Origin of the sequence: Pedobacter sp. Leaf250 (genome assembly GCF_920984735.1) — a bacterium.
Classification (GTDB): Bacteria; Bacteroidota; Bacteroidia; order Sphingobacteriales; family Sphingobacteriaceae; genus Pedobacter.
On sequence record NZ_CAKLBU010000007.1, the window covers coordinates 212,904 to 236,826 of the forward strand.

At 37.4% G+C, this 23,923-nt stretch carries 21 protein-coding genes; 12 read left to right on the forward strand and 9 right to left on the reverse strand.

Annotation, left to right across the window (positions count from 1 at the left end; genetic code table 11):
* The first annotated feature begins 99 nt into the window (after window positions 1–99).
* The 4 genes from LUA91_RS08385 (at window position 100) to LUA91_RS08400 (ending at window position 2,508) form a co-directional block, all read left to right on the forward strand.
* Window positions 100–666 carry a Crp/Fnr family transcriptional regulator gene (locus LUA91_RS08385; RefSeq protein WP_231425600.1) on the forward strand — a complete coding sequence of 189 codons (567 nt, stop codon included), beginning with the start codon at window positions 100–102 and terminating at the stop codon, window positions 664–666.
* A gap of 57 nt (window positions 667–723) precedes the next feature.
* Window positions 724–1,044 carry a multidrug efflux SMR transporter gene (locus tag LUA91_RS08390; RefSeq protein ID WP_231425601.1) on the forward strand — a complete coding sequence of 107 codons (321 nt, stop codon included), beginning with the start codon at window positions 724–726 and terminating at the stop codon, window positions 1,042–1,044.
* 403 nt (window positions 1,045–1,447) lie between these two features.
* Complete coding sequence (locus tag LUA91_RS08395; RefSeq protein WP_231425602.1) at window positions 1,448–2,029, forward strand: RNA polymerase sigma factor; 582 nt, start codon at window positions 1,448–1,450, stop codon at window positions 2,027–2,029.
* A complete protein-coding gene (locus LUA91_RS08400; RefSeq protein ID WP_231425603.1) occupies window positions 2,026–2,508 on the forward strand; it encodes an anti-sigma factor in 483 nt (160 codons plus the stop codon). The genes LUA91_RS08395 and LUA91_RS08400 overlap by 4 nt, the downstream gene beginning before the upstream one ends.
* Before the next feature lie 151 nt (window positions 2,509–2,659).
* On the opposite strand, the gene LUA91_RS08405 is transcribed toward LUA91_RS08400, so the two are convergent.
* The 5 genes from LUA91_RS08405 to LUA91_RS08425 form a co-directional block, all read right to left on the reverse strand.
* Window positions 2,660–2,851, reverse strand: coding sequence for a cold-shock protein (locus tag LUA91_RS08405; protein WP_025141747.1), 192 nt, complete (start codon window positions 2,849–2,851; stop codon window positions 2,660–2,662).
* A gap of 104 nt (window positions 2,852–2,955) precedes the next feature.
* Window positions 2,956–3,882: a hypothetical protein gene (locus tag LUA91_RS08410; protein WP_231425604.1), complete on the reverse strand. Its 927-nt coding sequence runs from the start codon at window positions 3,880–3,882 to the stop codon at window positions 2,956–2,958.
* A 16-nt stretch (window positions 3,883–3,898) separates the two neighbouring features.
* A complete protein-coding gene (locus LUA91_RS08415) occupies window positions 3,899–4,765 on the reverse strand; it encodes a phosphodiester glycosidase family protein (protein WP_231425605.1) in 867 nt (288 codons plus the stop codon).
* A 171-nt stretch (window positions 4,766–4,936) separates the two neighbouring features.
* Window positions 4,937–7,450, reverse strand: coding sequence for a zinc-dependent metalloprotease (locus LUA91_RS08420; RefSeq protein WP_231425606.1), 2,514 nt, complete (start codon window positions 7,448–7,450; stop codon window positions 4,937–4,939).
* Window positions 7,451–7,542: 92 nt separating this feature from the next.
* Window positions 7,543–8,790: an aspartyl protease family protein gene (locus LUA91_RS08425; protein WP_231425607.1), complete on the reverse strand. Its 1,248-nt coding sequence runs from the start codon at window positions 8,788–8,790 to the stop codon at window positions 7,543–7,545.
* Window positions 8,791–8,841: 51 nt separating this feature from the next.
* Here LUA91_RS08425 and LUA91_RS08430 point away from each other — a divergent pair, with 51 nt between their 5' ends.
* The 8 genes from LUA91_RS08430 (at window position 8,842) to LUA91_RS08465 (ending at window position 19,398) form a co-directional block, all read left to right on the forward strand.
* Complete coding sequence (locus LUA91_RS08430; protein WP_231425608.1) at window positions 8,842–10,170, forward strand: D-alanyl-D-alanine carboxypeptidase; 1,329 nt, start codon at window positions 8,842–8,844, stop codon at window positions 10,168–10,170.
* Window positions 10,171–10,232: 62 nt separating this feature from the next.
* On the forward strand, window positions 10,233–11,258 hold the full coding sequence (locus tag LUA91_RS08435) for a glycosyl hydrolase family 18 protein (RefSeq protein ID WP_231425609.1): 1,026 nt from the start codon (window positions 10,233–10,235) through the stop codon (window positions 11,256–11,258).
* Window positions 11,259–11,262: 4 nt separating this feature from the next.
* On the forward strand, window positions 11,263–12,306 hold the full coding sequence (locus tag LUA91_RS08440; protein ID WP_231425610.1) for an aminotransferase class I/II-fold pyridoxal phosphate-dependent enzyme: 1,044 nt from the start codon (window positions 11,263–11,265) through the stop codon (window positions 12,304–12,306).
* A 140-nt stretch (window positions 12,307–12,446) separates the two neighbouring features.
* Window positions 12,447–12,932 (forward strand): RNA polymerase sigma factor, encoded by a 486-nt coding sequence (locus LUA91_RS08445; protein WP_231425611.1) that lies wholly within the window; start codon window positions 12,447–12,449, stop codon window positions 12,930–12,932.
* Between the two features lie 60 nt (window positions 12,933–12,992).
* Window positions 12,993–14,012 carry a FecR family protein gene (locus LUA91_RS08450; RefSeq protein WP_231425612.1) on the forward strand — a complete coding sequence of 340 codons (1,020 nt, stop codon included), beginning with the start codon at window positions 12,993–12,995 and terminating at the stop codon, window positions 14,010–14,012.
* 90 nt (window positions 14,013–14,102) lie between these two features.
* On the forward strand, window positions 14,103–17,414 hold the full coding sequence (locus tag LUA91_RS08455) for a TonB-dependent receptor (RefSeq protein WP_231425613.1): 3,312 nt from the start codon (window positions 14,103–14,105) through the stop codon (window positions 17,412–17,414).
* 10 nt (window positions 17,415–17,424) lie between these two features.
* Window positions 17,425–18,795 (forward strand): RagB/SusD family nutrient uptake outer membrane protein, encoded by a 1,371-nt coding sequence (locus LUA91_RS08460; RefSeq protein ID WP_231425614.1) that lies wholly within the window; start codon window positions 17,425–17,427, stop codon window positions 18,793–18,795.
* Between the two features lie 102 nt (window positions 18,796–18,897).
* Window positions 18,898–19,398, forward strand: coding sequence for a phosphoglycerate mutase family protein (locus LUA91_RS08465; RefSeq protein WP_231425615.1), 501 nt, complete (start codon window positions 18,898–18,900; stop codon window positions 19,396–19,398).
* Between the two features lie 201 nt (window positions 19,399–19,599).
* Here the strand turns inward: LUA91_RS08465 and LUA91_RS08470 are convergent, their stop codons facing one another.
* The 4 genes from LUA91_RS08470 to LUA91_RS08485 all read right to left on the reverse strand — a co-directional run bounded on the left by LUA91_RS08470 (window position 19,600) and on the right by LUA91_RS08485 (window position 23,837).
* On the reverse strand, window positions 19,600–20,277 hold the full coding sequence (locus LUA91_RS08470; RefSeq protein ID WP_231425616.1) for a M15 family metallopeptidase: 678 nt from the start codon (window positions 20,275–20,277) through the stop codon (window positions 19,600–19,602).
* A gap of 96 nt (window positions 20,278–20,373) precedes the next feature.
* Entirely contained in the window at window positions 20,374–21,600 is a 1,227-nt protein-coding gene (locus LUA91_RS08475; RefSeq protein WP_231425617.1) for an alanine dehydrogenase, read from the reverse strand.
* A gap of 72 nt (window positions 21,601–21,672) precedes the next feature.
* Entirely contained in the window at window positions 21,673–22,089 is a 417-nt protein-coding gene (gene tsaE / locus LUA91_RS08480; protein WP_231425618.1) for a tRNA (adenosine(37)-N6)-threonylcarbamoyltransferase complex ATPase subunit type 1 TsaE, read from the reverse strand.
* Between the two features lie 194 nt (window positions 22,090–22,283).
* Window positions 22,284–23,837, reverse strand: a complete 1,554-nt coding sequence (locus LUA91_RS08485; protein WP_231425619.1) for a PglZ domain-containing protein — start codon at window positions 23,835–23,837, stop codon at window positions 22,284–22,286.
* Window positions 23,838–23,923 lie beyond the last annotated feature (86 nt).

Sequence of the window (23,923 nt, forward strand, 5' to 3'; positions counted from 1 at the left end):
TCTATTGAACCGTGTTCTGTGTATTATGACTACATGATTTTTAATCAGGTTACACCCAGCACGAAAAAAATTATTAGCTTTATTTAATCACACCAACATTTGCAGGAGAAATTAAAAAATATCGAGATATTTAATTCGCTAAGCAGTGAAGCATTAAATCTGTTGGCTGCACCTTTTAAAGTAGTGAAGCATAAAAAAGGGACTATTCTCATTCATGCAGATAAAGTAGAAACCTATTTTTACATTTTAGAAAGTGGAATTGCCAGAGCATATTCAAACGGTGAAAATGAGCAGATTACTTTTTGGTTTGGGCAAGCTGGAGATGTGTTGCTTTCTTACAACAGCTACATCAACAATAAACCTGGCTATGAAAACATCGAGCTTTTGGAAGATTCGATTTTATACCAGATCAAATTAAGCGATTTATTTAAACTTTACGACCAACATTTAGCACTTGCCAACTGGGGCCGAAAAATTGCAGAAAAAGAATTAATTGCCACTGAAAGGAGACTGATTGACCGATTATTCAAAGATGCCAGCCAGCGATACCAGGAATTTGTTAATCAACAGCCTGAATTGGTAAAAAGGGTGGCGCTAAAACATATCGCTTCCTATCTGGGCGTAACACAGGTAACCTTAAGTAGAATAAGGGCCAGCTGTAAATAAGTTCATTTTTTAACATTTGTAAAATGTTGTGCAAATCGGTAATAATACTTTTGCACCATGAACTGGATGATCTTAATCATTGCCGGACTTTTCGAAGTCGGCTTTACTACCTGCCTTAAATTATCGAACAATTTTTCGAATTTAAAATGGAGCGTAGCATTTTTCGTTTGCATTACTTTAAGCTTTTTATTGTTGAATAAAGCCACTCAAACATTACCCATGGGTACCGCATACGCCGTTTGGACAGGCATTGGTGCCGTGGGCACTGTAATTATCGGCATTGCTTATTTTAATGAACCTGCAACATTTTGGCGGATATTTTTTATTTGCACTTTGATTGGATCAATTGCTGGCTTAAAGTTTTTTGCGGCTCATTAGTTATCGGATGAATATTAGCCTGTTGCAGATATTCATCCAATGATTAAAACATTTTTTTTGGAGCGCAATACCTGTGTAAGCAAATAACATGGTTCCCGTGTTTTGCTTTTACGCCTCTACGCTTAGCCCCCACAGGGTAATGCTTCACCCGGGGCTAATTGGGCAATTTGTACTATTTTTTACGTTTGGGCGGCCAACCCTCCGTATCTAAACCCGACTGGAGTAAAATCCTTTTTGTTGCTAGCTTGAGCGTAGCCCAAAGGCAACAAAAAGATTGAACGAAAGGCGGGACTGGAAGCCGCCAAAAGAACCAAACATTCATTTCCAGAAAATCATTTTTAACATAGAAAATTAGTGATCTACCTGTAACCTGTGCATCTGTAATGTAGTCTTACACATAAGTATGGTGCAAACGCTTACAGATTTAGAGCTGATTCAAAATGTATTGAACGGAAATTCCGCTCAATATGCTATGTTGGTAAAACGGCATCAGCGATTTGTATTTACGCTTGCTTTAAGGTTTGCCAAGAACAGGGAAAATGCGGAGGAAATAGCTCAAGATTGCTTTATTAAAGCATACAACGCACTTGGAACCTTTAAACAAACCGCAAAATTTAGCACTTGGCTATATACCATTACCTATACAACAGCCATGACTTTTTTGCGTAAAAAGCGATTAAATACATTATCCATTAATGATGAGGAAACTATTATTCAATTGGAAAATCATACCTCGAGCTTCAATGCAGATGGGTATGAGCGGAGAGATAGCTATAAATATTTAAACCAGGCCATACAATTACTAATGCCTGATGATGCAGCGATTATAACCCTATTTTATCAAGGAGAGCAAAGTTTGGAAGAAATTGGCGAAGCTTTAAATATGGAACCCAATACGATCAAAGTAAAATTGCATCGGGCAAGGCACAGGCTTAAAGAAAAAATACAATATTTGTTACAGGATGAAGTAAAGGAGTTACTATGAACACAATAGAACAACAGCTATGGGATTACATCGACGGGAATTTAGATGCAACAGAAGCAAGAGCCATCGAAGAAAAAATCAATTCGGATGTCGAAATTAAACTCCAATATGAGGAGTTAATGAACTTGAATTTAGCTTTTGGCAAGATAGAATTGGATGAACCTTCGATGTCGTTCACCAGAAATGTAATGGAAAGCGTGGCATTACAACCTGCTCCTGTTGCTTTGAAAACGAAATTAAACACCAATATTATTTACGGCATTGGTGGCTTTTTTATCATTTCATTATTGGCCTTATTTGGTTACGCCATTTTCAATATAGATTTTAAAGCCGTTGATTTCGATTTAAAATTAAATGCCGATTTCAACTTGGATAAATACATTACCCCAACCATGCTTTACAGTTTCCTTTTTGCTGATTTGGTAATTGGATTGGTTTTTTTGGATTATTTGTTAAGGAAGAAATTAATGCACAAGTAAACTTTTAGTCATCGGATGAATATAGGCGCCCTGCTCATATTCATCCGATAACTAGAATATTTAAAATCAAAATTTCGAAACCCGTAAATTTTTCCAAATAAAAAAGCCCCGATTTATTCAATCGGGGCTTCATTGTAAATATGATAGTTAATTAAATTACTTTCACATTAACGGCATTTAAGCCTTTTTTACCGTTAGCAACTTCGTACTGTACTTTGTCGTTTTCACGGATTTCGTCGATAAGACCTGTTGAATGAACAAAAATTTCGCTATCGCCATTTGCAGGTACGATAAAGCCAAAACCTTTAGTTACATTGAAGAATTTTACTGTGCCTTCTTGCATTGTATTAAATATTAAAATTAAGTCTGCAAGGTAAGTTTTAATTTTTAAAATCAAAATAAATTTTAACATTTTTTTAACGTTAAAATTTTGTAAACAGCAGATTACTAAGGCTTTTTAATTGCCTTACCCACTATCATCACTGTAATTTCGCTGTTGTGCGGAATCCCGAGGGTGGTTCCGGGAGCTACATCAAATAGATTTCTGATGTAAATATCGGCGACGCCCTGCATCATTTTTTTCTTGGGTTCAGCAGCTTCTGGAAGCACGCCATTTACCGACAGAATTTTCATCCTTCCGGTATAATCTACCAGGGCAAAACATTCGTAAGCAAAATCCTTATAAGCCCTGTTAATTTCAATTCTATATTTAGGAAAAATATAATCGTAAGCCGAAGTGCGTTTTAACAACTTATCGGCAGTGCTAAATTTTTCCACCTTCACAATTTTACTTTTTGGTAGAAACTGAACAGGTTCTGTTGCCGCAAAAGCCGTGGAATCCGTTCGATTCACTTCATTTGATCTTTTTTCGATGTAAATTGTATCAGCCTTAGAAGGGCGCTGCAAAATCTGTGCTGTGGTTTTTAGTTTATTTTTAATGTAATTCTGCGCATAAAAAGTCATGTTTACATCCGAACGAATATCATCTGCAATCACTTTTCCATCTACCTGAACACGCTGGAAAACCAAACTGTCTTTACTGATATGTTTTACCTTGAAAAACTCTTCGGCAAAGTTATACACGTTACCATGATCATATTGTAGATAAAAGTTCTGCATTATTTGTTTCTGTGGACTCCAGGCAGACATGGTATCTTCAGAAACTACTTCGATAATCCATGATGGCTTTTGCATAAAGCCTTGTTTATTGAAAGATAAACCATCACTAAACCGGCGCTTTACTTCTTCATAGCGAATGCCTTTAACAGGTGCGAATTCGAAATCTCTTAAACTGGCATCGTTCTTTTTATTTTTGGAGCTGCAAGCAGAAAGCATCAGCATTAAAAAAAAGATTTGTATCGTGTTCTTAATCATTTAAAGGCTAAAATAACTATTTCTTTTTTACCAAAACCACGTTGGCCACTTTCCGCTGGCCTTCATGATCCCATTTTTTATTATCGGTTGGATAATTGATTACCCCACCATCTGGCATTCCATTAACCCATAAAGTGGTGGAGCCGCCACCATCAAAATTAATGGAACTGGTACAACCTAACCATTTCATCAATCTGCTCAACTCATGTAAACTCATGCCAGCCGAATTTTCATTTCTGCCATCAACTGTTAAAAGTATAATTCTTCCGTTGGGCTTTACGCCTAAACAAGTGCGTGGATGGCGCAAACGCGTAAAGGAAGTGGTATCTAAAAGTTCATCCACATTATTAAACGTTAATAACGGCCCATTGAGCATAATGTTCTGTTCCGTTAGCTTAGTTTCCCAGTCTGTTGTTCCATCCCATTTTTTAATTGTTATTTTCCCATCATTTATCACAACTGCAGCTTGTTGATGCCTTGCCCTATTTTCGTTTTTATCTAAGCGGTTGGTGTTGATTATATTTCCGTTTACTTTAACAAAATCTACCGAACCGCCATTTTTTACATCAAAAAAATTCCCATTCAAAGCTGCAATTGCAGTATCGCGAATGCCAAAATCACTTGTTTTGATTAATTCTTTTTCTTCAGCACCCAATGCGAAAATTGCCTTTCTACCTGTATTTTTCACCTCCAGAAAAGAAATGTTTTCATTTGCTAAAAACAGATTTTTTTGATCGAAATGATGGCGGAATAATTTTACCTGTTTGGCCACTCTTGTTTTTTGCCATCTGGCTTTTGCAACGGTGATCGAATCGGTATTTTGAGCATAACTAATTGATGCCAATGCTGTGATCAGGATGAAAAAGGATATTTTTTTAAACATGGGTTTATGATTTGAGCTAAATTAAAAAAAACGGAGTAAACCAGCGAATGGCTTACTCCGTTTTTTTGGTATTGGAATGTTTGATTGTTGAAATGCTGGAATGTTTTAGGTTGCAAGTTTTTAAACTTTTAAACGTTACAACCTTTTAACTTTTAACTTTCAACATAAAAGCTATTTCTTCGGATCTAAAATATTTTTAATTCTAACACTTAAATCATCGTAATGCGCTTTTGAAATGACATCGCCTGCTGTAGCACGGGCTTTAGTAGTTGTTTGTAAAGTTTTCAGCTCTGCCCTTACCAATGGACGGATATCGGATAAGCTCACATTAATTGGTGTTAAACCATAACTGGCTGCATATTCAACCGGAAAACCTGCCGGAAGTTCTGATTCGGTCGTCATTAAATAGCCTAAACGATCTACATAAGCCCTTTGCAAATTCCGTTTAAATGCATCTGGTCTGCCAGCAACAAATACTGATTTTTTAATATCAGTAAATAATTCTGGTAGTGTATACGCTTTAGTTGTACCGTTTTTAGTTTCATTATCCAATAAACGGGCAATTCTAGGAGCCGATAATAAATTTACCAATGTATTGGCCTGAACAGCTTTTATCCTATTCAGCAATACACCGTTATCAAATTTATTCAATTGATCGTTGTTGATTAACCAAAGTGGTGTAGTGAACAATTGCTGGTTAAAAAACGCGACTGCTTCTTTTTGTTTTGCTTTTGATAAGTAACTATAAACCGGACCAGATTGATCGTAAGTTTTAAAGTTTTCGCTCATGCCGCCAACGTTGGTAAGCACATGACCCATGTAACGGTTATACTGACCAACAATTTCAGTATAAATTTCTTTTAAATCGCTGTAGTCTTTACCTTTTTGATAGGTCCATTTTTCTACATTTGGAAGAATGCGTTTTAAATTCGCAATACCATAATTGCTGGCTTTCATCGCATTATCACCCAAATCTTCGCTCTGTAAGCGAGGATCTAAAGTGGTTCCCTGACGGCCATAAAAATAAAGCGGATTGCCTGCGTTCTTTAAAATCCATTGGTTTAAAACTTCTTTTTCCTGCTCGGCAGTTTTGTTACCCGGAAGCCAGGAATAACCCCATTTAATTGACCATTTATCATATTCTCCAATTTGAGGATGCATTTTAGTTACGCCATCGCCAGGTTGTGCAATGTAGTTGAAACGGGCATAATCCATAATAGAAGGTGCTGTTCCATGTTTATCGGTAAATGCTCTTGAACGCAATGAATCAACCGGATAAGCATAGCTCGAACCGAAGTTGTGTGGCAAACCTAAAGTATGGCCAATTTCGTGTGACGAAACGAAACGGATCAATTCGCCCATTTGTGTATCAGTAAATTTGGCTTTACGTACTTCTGGATTTATCGCTGCCGTTTGAACAAAATACCAGTTGCGCAATAAACTCATTACGTTATGGTACCAACCAATGTGTGTTTCCAAAATCTGTCCCGTACGTGGATCACTTACATGTGGCCCGTAAGCGTTCGGAATATCAGATGCAAAATAACGAACTACCGAATAACGGGAATCTTCTACGCTAAATTGTGGATCTTCTTTAGGTGTTGGTGCTTGCTTACCAAAAATTGCATTTTTGAAACCTGCTGCTTCGAAAGCCACTTGCCAATCATTAACCCCTTGAATTAAAAATGGAACCCATTTTTTTGGCGTTGCCGGATCTATATAAATGATGATCGGTTTAACAGGCTCTACCAACTCGCCCCTCATGTAAGCCGCTGTATCTTTCGGAACCAAATTCCATCTGTGGATATAAGCCGTACGTTCTGCTTTTTGAGCATCAGTACCATAATCAATTTGCGATTGACCAAAGTAGCCTACCCGGCTATCCATAATCCTTGCCTTCACCGGGTTTTTAGGCAATAGCAACATCGAAGTATTAAATTCGAAGGTTACTGCTCCATTGCTATTATCGGTAGGCGACTCTGCAGCACGATAAGTTTTTGCAGTTTTTACCTCAATGTTTATTGGGAAAGTTTTTACGGTATCAATATACGATCGGGTTGCATCATAAGTAATAACTTTATAAGCCTTACGGATTTGATCTGTTGCGCCTATTGCCATAATGTCGCCATTGTAAAAATCAGTAACATCAATCACTACTCCGGTTGTATCTTTATTGTAAGCTTTAATCTCGAAGCTTGCTAAAATCTGTGCCAGGTTTGAGTTTTGCACTGATTCGTACATATCGCTCGTAGAATCTGCTTTGGTAGCATAACTTGGTACACGAATGTAGATCTGCTTACCTCTACGTTCCCATTTCCAAACCTGCTCATTTAGTTCTTCGCCGCCATATTGCTGGTTGCCTACTTTAATGCCAACTGGTGCTTTTGCCAAGCGTGTTACCACTAACATTTCACGGTTGATAACCGAATCCGGTATCTCGAAATACCATTTATCATCAACTTTATGTGTTTTAAATAATCCATTAGTGGTTCTTGCTTTTGAAGTAATCACTTCCGAATAAGGTTTAATTCCTTCTTTTTTTGCAGCTGCGGCTGGTGCTGCCGTTGGCGTTGCAGGGGTAGTTGATCCCTTTTTAGATTTTTTTTGTGCCTGTACTGACTGTGTTCCAGCCAAACCAAGCACCATAATACTTGCCAATGCAAGTACCTTAACTTGTTTTTTCATTTAATGTGATATGGTTTTTTATGGTAATAAGAGCCCGAAGTTAGAGGCTTGTTACCTTATAAACATTTTGTAACCGTAAAGTTACCAACAGGTTAAATCCGCTTTTCTAACCTCACCACTTTAAAGAAAACTTTATTATCTCGATAGACTTCAAAGATGACTGTTTTATCGGCCTTGGATTTGAACATCTCAGTAAGATCGTTCAAGGTGTATGTATCAACGGGTTTAAAATTAACGCCAATAATTTCATCATAAGGACACAAGCCCGCCTTTTCGGCGGGAGAGCCTTCATCAATTTCGCCGATGATAACTCTTTTATATTCTGCCTGATCCAAATAAATAACCATGCCAACCATATCGTGCTGGAATGGTATTTTAGCCAAACTATTAGGTTTCAAATACATAAATTTCTCCTGATAATTTAACTGCACGTCGAATTTTCTTAGCATCTCGGCACCCAGGTTTCCATTACGAAAGGTGAGATCGATTTTTTTTGAAATGGATTTAAAATCGGGAAAACCCGAAACCACCTCCTTAAAAACATATCCCCCGAGGTAAAATGTATTTATGCGCCCCATGTAGCCTTTTATCTGGCCGCTTAAACTCATTCCCAAATTAGCTTTGATTTTTTTTTCTGGCAGCGGGAAAGCACCGCCATTAAACATCTCCATTGATAGCGCATGGCTAGCTCCGGTATCCATCAGCAACCTTGCATTTACTTTGCTGCTATCAGGAACTTCCACCTGAACATCTACATAAGGCTTCAGGTTCTCTATTAAAATAGGCACTTTACTTCCCCTGTATTTTATCTTCCGGCTTAAATCACTAAATATAATTCTATTCTCGCTGTAGCGGATATCAACAATAAAACTGTTGAAAAAACTATAACCAATCAAGCCATATATTTTGATGCCCAGATGCCCCGACAGATTGAACAAATCTTCTTTTAAAACGGCCGTTGGAATATGGCTAATTTTTGCACTTCCTATTTTTGCGCTAATGTTTTGAGAAACATAGGCATCTACCGTTTCCAGGCCCAAACCCGAAAGTTTAATTTTTCGCATTAAACTAAAATTTAAAGTATCGATGATGGATGGTTCGGTGATAATCATCGGTCCGACACCCGTATCAAGCACAAAATTATAAGGCCCTTTTTCATTTATAAAAATTGGGATGATCATTAAATTTTTAATGCATTTAAACTGGATGGACTGCTTCTGTTTATTGCCCGGAAACGTAAATTCTTGCGAAAAAGATGGAGAACCGATCAATAGCAACCCTGCACAAATCGTAATTTTGTGGATACCGAAAAGGATAACAGAAGCATATTTGGTTAACATTAAATTAAATTTAATAAATTAGTTGATCATTATCATTTCTAATTCGTTAACATGTTTATTAACAAAATCAAGCCTTTATCTTTTACCCTATCCATTTTCTGTTTATTCGGTCTTTCAAGTTGTTCAACCAATAAAATGATTGCCAAAAAGGTGTCTAATGAATTTAAAAATTCATCTGTTATTAAACAATACCAAGTAGGTTTTGCACTTTATAATATGGATGATAAAAAGATGATTTTTGAGAAAGATGGCGATAAATATTTTACACCTGCATCAAATACAAAACTCTATACCTTTTTTGCCAGCCTGAAGATGTTGCCAGAACAAATGCCTGCGTTAAAATACATAGAACGTAACGATTCGTTAATTTTTTGGGGAACTGGCGACCCTTCTTTTTTGCAATTTGCTGTTAAGGATAAATCGGCTTATAACTTTCTTCAAGCTTCCAACAAGAAACTGTTTTTTGCCCCCGGACGTTACTCGGGCACTTTTTTTGGCGATGGCTGGAGTTGGGATGATTATGATTACTACTATCAGCCAGAAATTACCGAAATGCCAATTATGGATAATATGGTTACTTCTACTTATCAATCTCCAAATAAAATTAATATTTTGCCAAAGGTTTTTTCACATTGTTTCGAGGTAGATTCGAGCAAAACCAATGGCGGCTTTCAGGTAACCAGGGATTTTTTGACCAATCATTTTCGCTATCCTTTAGTTGAAGTTAAACCAGGCTACAATCAGCAAAATCCATACAAAACTAGCATACGAACCACTGTTGAAGTACTTTCAGATACGCTTCATAAAAGTGTTGGCGTAATAAAAATGAAAATTCCAACTGATGCAAAAACACTTCCAGGTGCTAAACGCGATTCGGTTTTAAAACATATGATGTTACCCAGCGATAATTTTATTGCCGAACATTTGTTGTTGGTTTGTTCCAATCAAATCAGTGATACTTTAAGCACCACAAAAGCCATTCAACACATCACTAAAAATTATCTTTCCTTCTTGCCAGATAAAGTGAAATGGGCTGACGGATCTGGCTTATCCCGACAAAATTTATTTACTCCAAGAGATAATATTTACTTACTCGATTCGATTTATCACCTGGTAAATAACAGGGAAAAACTTTTCGACATGTTACCTGCCGGAGGAAAAAGCGGAACACTAAGGAATGCTTATCCAAAAACCGATCAGCCTTTTGTTTATGGAAAAACCGGCTCACTAGGCGGAGTGCATAATCAAAGTGGATACGTACTCACTAAAAAAGGCAAGACCTACATCTACTCTTTTATGAACAATAATTTTGTTAAACCAACTGCCGAGGTTCGAGCCGAAATGGTTAGAATAATGACCTATATTCATGAAAATTTTTAAAGCAGATTATTCAAAGACTTAAATCGCTGTAAATATGTAAGCATTACCAAACATCAAATCCTATGAAAAAAATCTACTTCCTTTTGAGCATTATTTTACTGCTTGGAATTTCTTCCTGTAAAAAAAGCGATGGTGTTATTGATCCACCAACTCCGGTTGACCCATTAAAACCTTACGTTCCAGACAACAGTTTTAAAGTGGTTGCCTACTTTCCAAGCTATCGCGATCCAAATGGTGTTGCTGATTCAAAATATAAAATGATTACCCATTTATTTTATGCGTTTTTAAATCCAAATGTGGATGGTTCGTTGGCTACATTAGAACAGCCATCACGATTTTCGAATGTAATGCAGAAAGCAAGGGCAAATGGTGTAAAAACAGGCATTTCTATTTCAGGAACCCGCAGCATTTTTGTTGAAATGGCAACATCTGCATCAGCGAGAAAATTATTTGTAAAAAACGTGCTCGGTTTTGCCCGAACAAATAATTTAGATGGTGTAGATATGGATTGGGAATACCCAAGTACCGCTGACGGTTCTGCAGATAATTATGTTTTATTAATGAAAGAACTATCAGATTCGCTACACAAATACAATAAGTTTTTAAGTGCTGCCATCACTCCCGGCGTGTATGCAGGTAGCATTCGCGATGGCTTAAAAAGTGAGGTTTTTCCTTCGGTTGATTTCTTTAACATTATGGTTTACGATGGTATAGGCTGGGACAAAGATGAACCCATTCAACACGCCTCTTATAATATGGCCGTGGCCAGTTTAAACTATTGGTTAGGCACGAGAGGTATGCCTAAAGAAAAAGCAGTATTGGGCATTCCAGCATATGGAAAAAATGCAGCTAATGCTTCAAAAGCTTACCGAGATTTTGTAACCGCAAACGCGGATGTTAATTTAGATTATGCCACAATCGATGGTGTTCAATATTATTATAATGGAATTTTAACTACCAGAAAAAAAGCAAAACTCGGACAAGATAGAGCAAATGGAATTATGTTTTGGGAATTTTATCATGATGATAACGGCAATAAATCAATCATCAGGGCGGCTAATGATGAATTGGGCAGAAACTATAATTAAATAAATGAATACCGATTTTAGATCCGTTAATCAACCATTTTCCAACACCATAGTTATTGATGGAATAACCTATTTGTACTTCGGTGGTACCGCTTACCTGGGTATTCCTCAAAACCAGGATTTTATAAATTTGTATATCGATGGCTTAAAAAAGTTTGGTTTAAATAATGGCACTAGTCGCAACAACAATATTCAATTGGGTATTTATGAGGATGGCGAGCGTGAAGCTGCAAGAAGATTTGGTGCAGAAAGTGCGCTAATTACTTCAAGCGGTTACCTGGCTGCCCAACTCACCGTTAAAGCTTTGGCGCCATTTGGTAAAGTGATTTATGCGCCAAATACTCATCCGGCACTTTGGCTCCACGAAACTCCAAAAACTTCAGCTTCCTACTTTATTGAATGGAAAAAAGAAACGATTGTAAAAATCAATTCATCTGCAGATAAAAACTGGGTTTTGATTAGCAATTCTATGAATAATCTTTTCCCAGAAATTTTTGATTTTGATTTTCTGGAGGAAATTCTTTCCGATAAAAATATATGGTTAATTGTAGATGATTCGCATGGAATTGGTGTAAATAATACTGGAAATAGTGCTTATTCGACATTGCCAAAACTCAAAAACATAGAAGTTGTAGTTGTTGCATCAATGGCCAAAGCACTTGGTGTTGATGCAGGTATAGTTTTAGGATCGCAAAGAATTATAGCGCAATTAAAACAAACCAATATTTTCGTAGGCGCCTCACCCCCATCAGCTGCTGGCATTTATGCTTTTATCCATGCTGAAGAAATATACCGCAATGCCTGGAAAAAGCTTCAACAAAACATCATTCATTTTACCAACGCTTTAAATTTAACATGGAAGTTTGAACAAGGTTTTCCTGCTTTCTTTTATAACTATGCCAATTTCGCAGCTGATTTGATAAAGCAAAACATCCTGATATCTTCTTTTCCATACCCCAAACCAGATAGCGAACCTATAAACAGGATTATTTTAAGCAGCTGGCATCAGCCAGAAGATATAAACCGATTAATATCTGCGTTAAATTAAAATTATTAGCAATTGAATAAATTAACACTATATTTATTTCAAGCTAACACTAACCAGGTAGTTTTGAGCCATCAAGCGTGTCGAACTATATCCAAAATATTAAAGAAGGAAATCATTTGTCATTTGAAATAGTTTTCAAATTGTGGCATAGAAAAGTTTATGCTTATTTTTTTAAGAAAACAGCTTCAGAAGATCAGGCCGAGGAATTAACACAACTGGCATTTATCAAACTTTGGCGTTTTAAGCACACCCTTTCCGAAGACTTTACGCTTGACGTGCAGCTTTTTAAAATTGCCAAAACTACTTTACTTGATTACTTTAAAAAACTGGCGAACGATAGTCGAAACTTAAAAGGTTATCACGAAGGGTTATCTGAAATAGCAGCAGAAGAATCGAAATTATTTGATGCCAAGCAAGAATTAGAAGTAGTATTAAATTGTTTGCCGCCAACACGAAAGCAAGTATTTGTGCTTAATCGTCTTCATGGTTATTCCTATAAAGAAATAGCCGAAAAACTTTCCATATCGCCACGAACCGTTGAGAAACACATTTCTTTAGCCATGAAACAGTTAAATGGATATGCCTATACTCCATTTCTGGTGATCCTTTTAAGTTTTCTTAAATAAATCAGATTTAATTTTTTTCCGTTACGGGTTTTCTTTGCATTCAATCGTATTGGTATATATATGAATGTTTCTGATCAGCTGTTAGATAAATATTTCAAGAATAAATGTACACCAGAAGAAAAACTTGCGGTGGAAAGTTATTTGCGGGAAATTGATGAGTTGCCAGATCATTTGGCTCCTAAAGAGGAATGGGACGATGCCGAAGATTTTCCGATGTCGTACGAAAAAAGCGATTTGATGTTCGAGGAAATTAAACGTCAAACCCTCGGAAATAAGCACAAAAATTTATGGCTTAAAATTACTTCAATTGCCGCCACTATTTTGGTTATTGCAGGTATCAGTTTTTACTTTTTGCAAACACCAGCATTAAAACAGCAGATAGCAAGAATAACACCTGATAAGATTGAAAAAATCAATGAGATTAATTGGAAATCGATTGTAAATTATACTGATAAAATCCAGGAAATTATCCTTCCAGACCAATCTACAGTTAAAATTTATCCAGGCGCAGAGATAAGATATGCGATGCCTTTTGTCTCGAAAAAACGCGAAATCTTTTTAGAAGGTAAGAGTTATTTTCAGGTTACGAAAGATAAAAAACATCCATTTGTAGTTTATGCCAAAGGTGTTTCCACCACTGCGTTAGGCACATCATTCACCATTACTGCAAATACAAAAAGCAAAATTATTGAGGTGCAATTACACACAGGCAAAGTTTGGGTTAAGGACATCGACTCCGTAGGCAAAAATGCGATGTTCAGTAAAATTCTGCTCCCTGGAAATGCACTGGTATTTAACAGAATTGAAAACGAGTTAAAAGTTGAAAAACAAAATATAATCATTGCTAAGAATACAAAATCAGAGTTGATCTTCACACAGGCGCCACTGGTAGACGTGCTTACAAAACTAGAGCAGCATTACAAAATCAAAATAAAATACAATGCTGAAGATCTTTCGGAAATTTCTTTTACAGGAACGCTAAACTTAAACCAAACCATAAACAAAATACTTACAGAGTTAACAGAACTAAACAAACTAAAACAGGAAAAAATAGCCGAAGGTTACCTTGTTAAAAAATAAAAACAAACAAATATTACCGAAGAACTAAACTGCCCAAAAGTGCAGAATGGAGATTCTATTGCCTTAAACAAACAAATTAATCATTGTACTATGCTTAGAAAATTTACAAAACACTTGTTGTTTTGCTTGCTGATTTTATCAGTAACAGCAACGGCCTGGGCTCAAACTTCAGAGATCACCGGGATTGTAAAAGATGAGACCGGCGCTCCGCTAATTGGCGCCTCCATTGTTTTACTCAACACCAAAACCAACGAAAAGAAGGGTATCATGGTAAATCCCGATGGTAAATTCCAAATTACAGGTTTAACTGCTGGTGTACCATACAACATCAGTGCTTCCTTTATTGGTTACACCACTAAAACCATTGAGAACTATTTACTAAAAGCAGGCGAACAAGCTACTTTGCTTATACAACTAAACCCAGCGGCATCATCATTAACAGATGTTGTGGTGGTAGGTTATGGTAGCCAGAAAAAGAAAGATGTAACTACGGCAATCGCCAGCATTAAGGCTTCTGATTTAGAAAACCAACCCATCAACAATGCAGCCGAAGCCATGGTAGGTAAAATGGCAGGTGTTCAGGTTTCGCAAGGATCGGGTACGCCTGGTGGCGCTTTAGCCATTAAAGTACGTGGCGTTGGTACCATTACAGCTGGTTCAAATCCGCTGTATGTAATTGATGGAGTGCCAATTTCAAATGATAACATTAACACGATCAACACCAATGACATTGCTTCTATTGAGGTGCTTAAAGACGCCTCATCTGCGGCCATTTATGGTTCCCGTGGATCAAACGGTGTGGTTTTAATTACTACCAAACAAGGTAAAACAGGTGCGGCTGCAATTAGCGTGAACAGTTATACCGGATGGCAGAATTTAGCACACAAAATTGATATGATGGATGCTTATCAATATGCGCAAATGACGCTTGAATCGAGAAATAACACCTATGCTGACGCAATGGACGCGATTAATAGAAGGAATGCTGCAACTGGTTTACCTACCATTAATTACAACATCAACGATAGCAACGCACAGCGATTGGTTAATTCTGGCAACAATACGAGTGCAGTAATCCCAACTGAAATTCTTCCTTATTTAGCCGGACAACAAGGCCTAACCAATACTGATTGGCAAGATGAAATTTTCAGAACTGCAAAAATTCAAAACCATTCGGTATCTGCTTCCGGTGGTAGCGATGCCATGAAATATTACGCTTCGTTAGAGTATTTTGATCAAGATGGTATTATTTTGAACAGCGGCTTTAAACGTTATAGTGGCCGATTGAATCTGGAAGGAAATAAAGGAATTTTTAGATACGGAATAAACATCACGCCATCAGTAATCAAAGAAAAAAGATTAAATGCAAACGGTGCTTATAATGCAGGAAACGCAAATGGTTTAAACACCGGAGGCATTGTGGCTTCGGCGCTTCATTATTCTCCACTCTGGCCAGTTTATAATGCAAACGGAAGTTTCAGTTTTGCTCAAAATTCATGGAGTCCTGGTCAGGTAACTACATTGCCAAATGGATCTGCTGTTACAGGTAATGGCGAAACTCAAGCTTGGAACCCAGTTGCTCTTGCCATGTTGCAGAAAGATGATGTGGGCTCAAACAGGTTAACAGGTAGCACATTTGTAGAGGCTGCCATAATAAAGGATTTGAAATACAAAATTCAATTAGGTATCGATCTTTTTAATAGCAGTGAAGACACTTTCCGTCCTTCTATTATACCACTTTCGAATACTGCTGGTAATCCCTTATCGGATGCACAGGCAAGTTCTAGAACAATTAAAGAACTTAACATTTTATTGGAGCAAACCTTAAACTATAATAAAACTATAGGCGATCATAGTATCAATGCGTTATTGGGCTGGTCTACTCAAAAAGATGATTTAAGTGGGAACTACGCAGCAGCAACCAGAGGCTTTATCAGTGATCAAATTGAATATTTAAGCGCTGGTTTAGTAACTACAGGTACTTCAACCAGACAACAATGGTCGTTGGCTTCAGGAATTGCCAGACTGCAATACAGCTATAAAGGCAAATATCTATTCACAGGTTCGGTAAGGGCCGACGGATCATCGAGATTTGGAACCAACAACAAATGGGGTTATTTTCCATCAGCTTCTGTGGGATGGAGATTATCAGAAGAAAATTTCTTAAAAGATGCTAAAGCAATTTCTGATTTGAAAATTAGAGCAAGTTTGGGTCAAACTGGTAACTTTAATATTCCAAACTATTTGGCTCAAGGCGCAATGACCAATTATGGTTATGTTTTTGGCGGAGGAACTCCAGGTGTAGTAAATGGTGCAGCGCCTTTTGCACAACCTAATGATGACTTAAGCTGGGAGAAAACAACACAATTAAATGTAGGTTTCGATGCGGCATTTTTCAACAATAAATTAACCTTATCAATTGATGCCTATAACAGTAACACCACCGATCTATTGTTAAATGTTCCTGTGCCTTTGAGTACTGGTTTTTCTACTGAACTAAAAAATATTGGTAAAGTAAATAACAAGGGTATCGATATTAACTTGGGTACGCAACAACAATTTGGCGCTGTAAAATGGACAGCCAGTGGTAACTTCTCTAAAAACAAGAATAAAGTGGTAGAATTGGGCCCTGGCAATGCAGATATCATTAGCACAGGTTCTGTTGCCAATGCATATTTCTTAACCAGAGTGGGCGAGCCAATTGGATCGTATTATTTGCCAGTTGTTTTGGGCGTTTTTGCGAATCAGGCCGAAGTAAATGCATATCCTCATTATTTGGATACACAAGGCAACTATGATTTGAACACTTCAAAGCCAGGCGATTTTAAATTTAAGGATGTGGATGGCGATGGCATAATTGACTTAACTAAGGATCGCGAAATTGTGGGTAATTACCTGCCAAAATTCGCTTATGGTTTTGCTACATCAGCAGAATATAAAGGCATTGATTTAAATGTTTCGATGCAAGGGGTTTACGGCAATAAAATCCTTAATCTTTCCCGTAGATATTTTGCAAACAAGGAAGGAAACATGAATAACATGATCAGCTCGTTGGATAGATGGGTTTCTGAAGCAAATCCGGGCAGCGGTCAAGATGTAAGGGCTAATCGTGTTGCAAAAGGTAGCAACGGCACAACTTCTACATGGCATGTGGAAGATGGTTCTTATCTGCGTATTCGTAACATTGCTTTGGGTTACACATTCCCAACAGATTTAATTAAGAAACTTTCTTTAACCAAAGTTAGATTATACGTTTCGATGCAAAATCCATTTACATTTACAAAATACACTGGTTACAATCCAGAGGTCACCAATCGTTCGGCTGCAACCACAAATGGTGAAGATTACGGTGTTTATCCAACGGCGAAAACAACATCAATCGGTTTAAACATCACTCTATAAAATGAAGATCATGAATAAATATATCATACCAATTTTAGCATGTGGCTTAATCGTTTCAGCTACATCCTGCAAAAAGTTTTTAGATTTAAAACCTTTGGATTCTTATACCGAAAACACGTTTTATGTTGATGAGAAGGGTTTACAAGGCGGCTTGGTAAGCTGTTACGATGCTTTGCAAACCGACAGTTTGTACGGCAATAACATATTAACTTTAGGCGAAATCCGTGGAGATAACGTTACCGATAACGATCCAGGTTCTGGAGCAGGTGTACGTAATTCCATCGAAGTATTTTCAGAAACCTCTGCCAATAATATTTTAGCAGCATCTTGGCAAGGGCATTACAAAGCAATTTATCGCAGCAACATTGTGTTGGATAGAGCCCCTGGTATTTCAATGGCTGATGCCGCAAAAAACCAAATTATCGGTCAGGCGAAGTTTATCAGAGCACTTAGCTATTTCAACTTAACCCGTTTATGGGGCAATGTTCCTTTGGTACTTACAGTTCAAAAAACTGCCGAAGCAAGAGAAAATGTTCGTGCAACATCTGCACAGGTTTATCAGCAAATTATTGCCGATTTAACCGATGCAGGGAGTAAATTACCGCTAACCTGGGCCGATGCACAACGTGGCAGGGCAACAAGTTATGCCGCATCAGCTTTGCTTGCTAAAGTTTACTTATATCAAAAAAGATATGATTTAGTGGTTTCTACATTACAGCCATTAGCTACCGCGATTTATGCAGGAACAGTTTTATCGGTTGTGCCACAAACCACAACTTTCCCTAGTGGGATGAAAACAAGTAAAGATGTAATTTTTGCAGTTCAATATTTAAATGGTGGAGTTAGAGAAGCGGTAAACCAGGATAACCGTTACCGAAATAACAATAACACCAATACAATTACGATTCCACAAGCGATTTTTGAAACGGCAGATAACCGCAGAGCATTGGTTGCACCTACTGGTACGGGTGCCCGCCCCGGGAAATTCAATAGTCCGGTTTCTAATTCAACAGAAGTTAGTGGCGATTTTCCAATTATCCGTTGTGCCGATGTATTGCTGATGTATGCCGAAGCATTAAACGAAGTAGCTTATGGAAATACTGAAGCGTTTAAAGCACTAAATACTGTGCGTACAAACGCTGCCGCTACCAATAAAACCGCAGCAACATTAACTTCGCAAACAGACTTTAGAACGGCTGTTTATTTGGAACGCAGATTAGAATTGGCTTTGGAAGCAGATCGCTGGTTCGACATCGTAAGAACCAGTCAGATGCCAACAGTTTTCCCTGGTATTCCTGCTTTTAGAGCAATATATCCTGTGCCTCAAGCCGAAATAGATAATGTAAATAACAAATCGGGCTGGCAAAATACGGGCTACTAAATTAATAAAGTGATACAAAGCCGGCATTCTGAAAAAGAACGCCGGCTTTTTTGTGCATGAATAAGTTTTTCCTTATCCGATAAATTTTCTAATCTTTATAAAATGAAACGACTGATTTTATTATTCTCGCTAAGTTTTCTATTCTCTACTGCAATTTTGGCTCAAACAACAGAAGTTTGGGTAGTTCGCCATGCTGAAAAAGATAAATCCAATCCTGAAGATAAAGATCCAAATCTTTCTGATGAGGGCAGAATTAGAGCAGGCGATTTAGCTACATTTTTAAAGAAAGTTAAGTTCGATGCAGGCTTCACTACGCCATATAAAAGAACGCACCAAACCCTGGATTCATTAATTATCCCCAAAGTAATTGATTATAAGGACGCGAAATCTCTTGTAGATTCTGTTAAGAAAAACTATGCCGGAAAAACCGTAATTGTTGCAGCACATTCCAATACGGCGTTAGAAATTATTGAAGCTTTCGGTGGAAAACGACCAATGGAAATGCTCACTGATGATGATTATGATTATATTTTTCGACTAACTGTTAAAGATGATAAAGCAAAAGTGAAAAAGGATCAGTTTGGCAGACCACACCATTTGTAGTCGATCACTTTAACGTAAACACCTCCTACCGCTGTACTGAACATTCGGAGTAGTATTTTTTTCTATCTTCTTATTCTTTATTGCCTGAAAAAAGTTCAGGATGACGACCAATCATATAGGGTTTCAAAACAATACGCCTGATAGCCCCTCTCCATCGGTGGTATACCAATGAACTAATGGCAAATGAACCAATAAGCTAACCTAAAGTTTCTCAAAAGGGATATCCATCAAATCGTAACTTTGCCAGCCAGAAAAATCGTAATGCCACCATTCATTGTCCAATACATTCATTTGATATTTCTTCATGGTGCTAATTAACAAATCGCGATTCTTTTTAACCTCTGGTGTAACGGGTTCATAGTTGGCGGCGGCGGCACCCGAAAAGCTATCGTAAGGGGTAGCCATTGCAACTTCTTTTCCAGTTTTAAGATTAATTAAAGTTAAGTCAACCGCACAACCGCGATTGTGTTTAGAACCCTTTGCTGGGTTAGCCACAAAGTTTTTATCACTGGCTTTTTTGTAAAATTCCACCGTGATGGCATAAGGACGATAACCATCAAAAATTTTTAATCCGTAACCTTTTTTATTTAATTCTTTTTGAATTTTCTTTAGCGACTCCACAACCGGTTTACGAGCAAAGGCTCTCGCCTGTTTGTACATCACCTGTTTCATAAAGTTATTCTTTGTTGCATAGCGAATATCCAATTTGATATTAGGAATGGCTTTTTTAATTTCCACCAATTCATTATTTGGATTGGTTTTTACCGAAGCCAGGTATTGATTGTAAGAATTGACTACAACAAGCTTTGATGGCGAACTGGTTTGAGCAACAGAAGAAAATGATAGGATCAGGAATAAAAAAAGGAGTTTAATTTTCATAGCGGCATTTCTAAAAAGAGGTCGTCATTGCAAGGTAAGAAGCAATCTATTTAGCGAGTGAGATTGCTTCGTGCCCCGCAATGACGATAAGTGAGATTACTGATTCGATACTACCAACAATTCCAAATCCTTAAATGGCAAACTAAACATATCTGCCAAGTCTTTATTGGTGCAATTGCCCTGATAAATATAAAGCGCTTCGCGAATACCAGGGTTATTCCACACCATGTTCATTAAACCACCAAACTCTCCAATATCCAATAAAATTGGGGCGAAAATATTGGTAAGCGCATAAGATGCGGTACGTGGAACACGAGATGCGATATTGGGTACACAATAGTGAATCACATCATATTTTCTAAAAATAGGATTGGTATGATTGGTTACTTCTGAGGTTTCAAAACAGCCACCCTGGTCAATACTGATATCAATTACAACAGAATGGGGCTTCATTCTGGCAACGGTTTCTTCCATCACCACACAAGGACTTCTGCCATGGCTGGCCCGAATGGCACCAATTACTACATCACAGGTTACTATGGCTTTGTTTAGTACGATCGGCTGCATCACCGAAGTAAAAACACGACTACCCAAATTATTTTGTAAGCGGCGTAAACGATAAATCGAGCTGTCAAAAACTTTTACTTCAGCACCCAAGGCTAAAGCTGTCCTGGCAGCATATTCACCTACCGTTCCTGCGCCTAAAATTACGATTTCTGTTGGAGGCACACCGGTAAACCCACCTAACATTAAACCTTTCCCTCCGGTAACGTTACTTAAATATTCGGCAGCAATTAAAATTGAAGTAGAACCCACAATCTCGCTCATTGCCCGCACTACGCTTAGTACATTTCCTTCATCACGTAAGTTTTCAAAACACAATGCATTGATTTTTTTCTGCATCAGCGCTTTCAAATAATCTTGCTTTAACGTTCCCGTTTGAAGCGAAGAAATCAGAGTTTGCCCCTTGTGCATCATCTCAATTTCTTCCAACATTGGTGGGGCAATTTTTACGAGAATATCCGAATCAAAAACCTCTTTTTTATCGTAAGCTATTTTTGCACCTTGCTCCGCATATTCTGAGTCAGAAAAATTTGCAGCAGTGCCTGCTCCGCTTTCCAATACCACTCTATGGCCATTGTTTACCAGCAATGCAACAGATAATGGTGTTAGAGCAATTCGATTTTCCTGAAACGAAATTTCTTTTGGTATTCCAATGTTCAAACTGTTTTTCCTGTTTCTGGTTTCTAGCGTCGCCTCTTGTGTTTGCAGTAAGCCCTGACGTGCAATATCGGCCATTCCTTCGCGTAATCCTGTAGCCATGATGTTTAAAAATGTATTAGTTTTAGGTTGTTCAAGATACGGATATTCTGTTAATTTACGGAGAACAAAATGTTATACCTTACTGAAATTAAATACTCTACGGTTTTCTTCCACAGTAGCAATTTCAACTTTTATATAATGATCGGGCAATAATTCTGCAACTCTTTCCGGCCATTCTATCAAACAAATCCCGCCACCGTAAAAGTATTCCTCGTAGCCTAAATCGTATGCCTCCTGAATATCTTTAATTCGGTAAAAATCGAAATGAAATAACGACCCATTAGGGCTTTCATACTCATTTACGATAGAATAAGTTGGACTGGAAACTACGTCCTCAACACCTAAAGCAGCGCAAAAAACTTTTATAAAAGTGGTTTTGCCTGCTCCCATATCGCCATCAAAAATAAACACTTTCTCGTTTGAAGCAAATGCCAAAAGTTGCTGTGCAACCTGTGGTAAGTGTGATAAATCGTTTACTGTTATCTTCATTTTAAATAAATAAAGGCAAAAGTAATACATAAATGCATTGCTTTTGCCTTTTTGCTTCGTATTGAAAGTAAGTCTAATCCATTTATTTATCCCTTCCGTCAGTCTTCATTGCGAGGTACAAAGCAATCTCACTAGATATTGTCAAATGAGATTGCTTCATGGATGAAAATCAATTTCGCAATGATGAGAGCTTTCTATCTCGGCGAATACGTTACCACAGGAATAATCATTTCTTCCAATGAAATTCCACCATGCTGGAAGGTTTCGTTATAATAGTTTACAAACTGGTTGTAATTGTTCGGGTATACGAAATAACTATCTTCGCGGGCAAAAATATAGCTGCTGCTGATATTGATTTTTGGCAGCAAGGCATCGTGAGGATTTTTAATCAAGAAAACCTCTTTAGCATTAAAGTTTAGGTTTCTACCTTGTTTATATCTAAGGTTGGTGTTTGTTGCCCTATCGCCGATAACCTTAACCGGTTTTTTCACACGAATGGTTCCGTGATCGGTGGTGATGATTACCTTCACTTGTTTCTGCGATATTTTCTTTAACAAATCCCAAAGTGGTGAATGTTCAAACCATGATAATGTTAACGAACGGTAAGCCGCATCATCATTCGCCAATTCTCTAATCATTTGCATATCGGTACGGGCATGGCTTAACATATCAACAAAGTTGAAAACAATTGCATTGAAATCATTCTGCAACAAGTTATTGGTTTGATCTACTAAGTCTTTTCCTTGCTCGAAAGTTAAAATTTTATTGTAACTAAATTTGCAATCCTTTCTTAAGCTGCGCTTGATGTTATCGGCCAAAAATGCTTCCTCATGCATGTTTTTGCCACCTTCATCATCGTCATTTTGCCATAAACTCGGAAAGCGTTTTTCCATATCCAAAGGCATCAATCCCGAAAAAATTGCATTACGGGCATACTGCGTTGCTGTTGGCAAAATACTCGTGTACATATCTTCCTCATCAATTCGGAAATATTCAGATATCAGAGGATTAATGATTTTCCACTGATCGTAGCGAAGATTATCAATTAAAATAAAAAAAACAGGAGTGGTATCGTTAATATGCGGGAAAGCTTTTTTCTTTAATAAATTGTTAGAAAGCAGAGGAGCTTTATCCTGATTTTTAATCCAATCTAAATAATTTTCTTCTATAAACTTGGTAAACTGCGTGTTGGCCTCTTGCTTTTGCATAGTTAAAATTTCATGCATCTGCGGATCATCCAGTTTTTCCAATTCAAGTTCCCAAAAAACAATTTTTTTGTAAACATCAATCCACTCTTCGTAGTTCAGTCTGTCTCCCAGTGTCATCCCTAAACGGCGAAAATCTTGCTGATAAGCCATTGATGTTTTTTCGCTCACCAAACGTTTGTTATCGATGAGTTTTTTAATCGTTAACAAAACCTGTTTTGGGTTTACAGGTTTAATCAAATAATCATCAATTTTGCTTCCTATCGCATCTTCCATCAGGTTTTCTTCCTCACTTTTGGTGATTAGAACAACTGGTATATCCGGATTAAGGTTTTTAATGGCAGAAAGGGTTTCAATTCCACTCATTCCGGGCATATTTTCATCTAAAAAAACAAGATCGAAATGGGCTTTTCCAAATGCTTCGAGGGCGTCGTTTCCGTTGGTAAATGTGGTTACATCGTAACCTTTATCATTTAGTAGTAATATATGAGGTTTTAATAAGTCGATTTCATCATCGGCCCACAATATTTTAGTTTCTTGCATGTTTTTGTAAAAATAGGTATGTATTGCCTTTTTATTTAGGCGGGTAAATCAATCTATAAATAAAAATAGCAATTTTTGTACCGTAT

Bases quoted from the DNA above. Each gene is read 5' to 3' on its own strand.
- LUA91_RS08430 (WP_231425608.1), top strand. From the start codon at position 8,842: ATGTTTATTAACAAAATCAAGCCTTTATCTTTTACCCTATCCATTTTC.
- LUA91_RS08425 (WP_231425607.1), bottom strand. From the start codon at position 8,790: ATGTTAACCAAATATGCTTCTGTTATCCTTTTCGGTATCCACAAAATT.
- LUA91_RS08460 (WP_231425614.1), top strand. From the start codon at position 17,425: ATGAATAAATATATCATACCAATTTTAGCATGTGGCTTAATCGTTTCA.
- LUA91_RS08410 (WP_231425604.1), bottom strand. From the start codon at position 3,882: ATGATTAAGAACACGATACAAATCTTTTTTTTAATGCTGATGCTTTCT.
- LUA91_RS08400 (WP_231425603.1), top strand. From the start codon at position 2,026: ATGAACACAATAGAACAACAGCTATGGGATTACATCGACGGGAATTTA.
- LUA91_RS08475 (WP_231425617.1), bottom strand. From the start codon at position 21,600: ATGGCTACAGGATTACGCGAAGGAATGGCCGATATTGCACGTCAGGGC.
- LUA91_RS08420 (WP_231425606.1), bottom strand. From the start codon at position 7,450: ATGAAAAAACAAGTTAAGGTACTTGCATTGGCAAGTATTATGGTGCTT.
- LUA91_RS08395 (WP_231425602.1), top strand. From the start codon at position 1,448: ATGGTGCAAACGCTTACAGATTTAGAGCTGATTCAAAATGTATTGAAC.
- tsaE (WP_231425618.1), bottom strand. From the start codon at position 22,089: ATGAAGATAACAGTAAACGATTTATCACACTTACCACAGGTTGCACAG.
- LUA91_RS08465 (WP_231425615.1), top strand. From the start codon at position 18,898: ATGAAACGACTGATTTTATTATTCTCGCTAAGTTTTCTATTCTCTACT.
- LUA91_RS08435 (WP_231425609.1), top strand. From the start codon at position 10,233: ATGAAAAAAATCTACTTCCTTTTGAGCATTATTTTACTGCTTGGAATT.
- LUA91_RS08405 (WP_025141747.1), bottom strand. From the start codon at position 2,851: ATGCAAGAAGGCACAGTAAAATTCTTCAATGTAACTAAAGGTTTTGGC.
- LUA91_RS08440 (WP_231425610.1), top strand. From the start codon at position 11,263: ATGAATACCGATTTTAGATCCGTTAATCAACCATTTTCCAACACCATA.
- LUA91_RS08455 (WP_231425613.1), top strand. From the start codon at position 14,103: ATGCTTAGAAAATTTACAAAACACTTGTTGTTTTGCTTGCTGATTTTA.
- LUA91_RS08485 (WP_231425619.1), bottom strand. From the start codon at position 23,837: ATGCAAGAAACTAAAATATTGTGGGCCGATGATGAAATCGACTTATTA.
- LUA91_RS08390 (WP_231425601.1), top strand. From the start codon at position 724: ATGAACTGGATGATCTTAATCATTGCCGGACTTTTCGAAGTCGGCTTT.
- LUA91_RS08450 (WP_231425612.1), top strand. From the start codon at position 12,993: ATGAATGTTTCTGATCAGCTGTTAGATAAATATTTCAAGAATAAATGT.
- LUA91_RS08470 (WP_231425616.1), bottom strand. From the start codon at position 20,277: ATGAAAATTAAACTCCTTTTTTTATTCCTGATCCTATCATTTTCTTCT.
- LUA91_RS08415 (WP_231425605.1), bottom strand. From the start codon at position 4,765: ATGTTTAAAAAAATATCCTTTTTCATCCTGATCACAGCATTGGCATCA.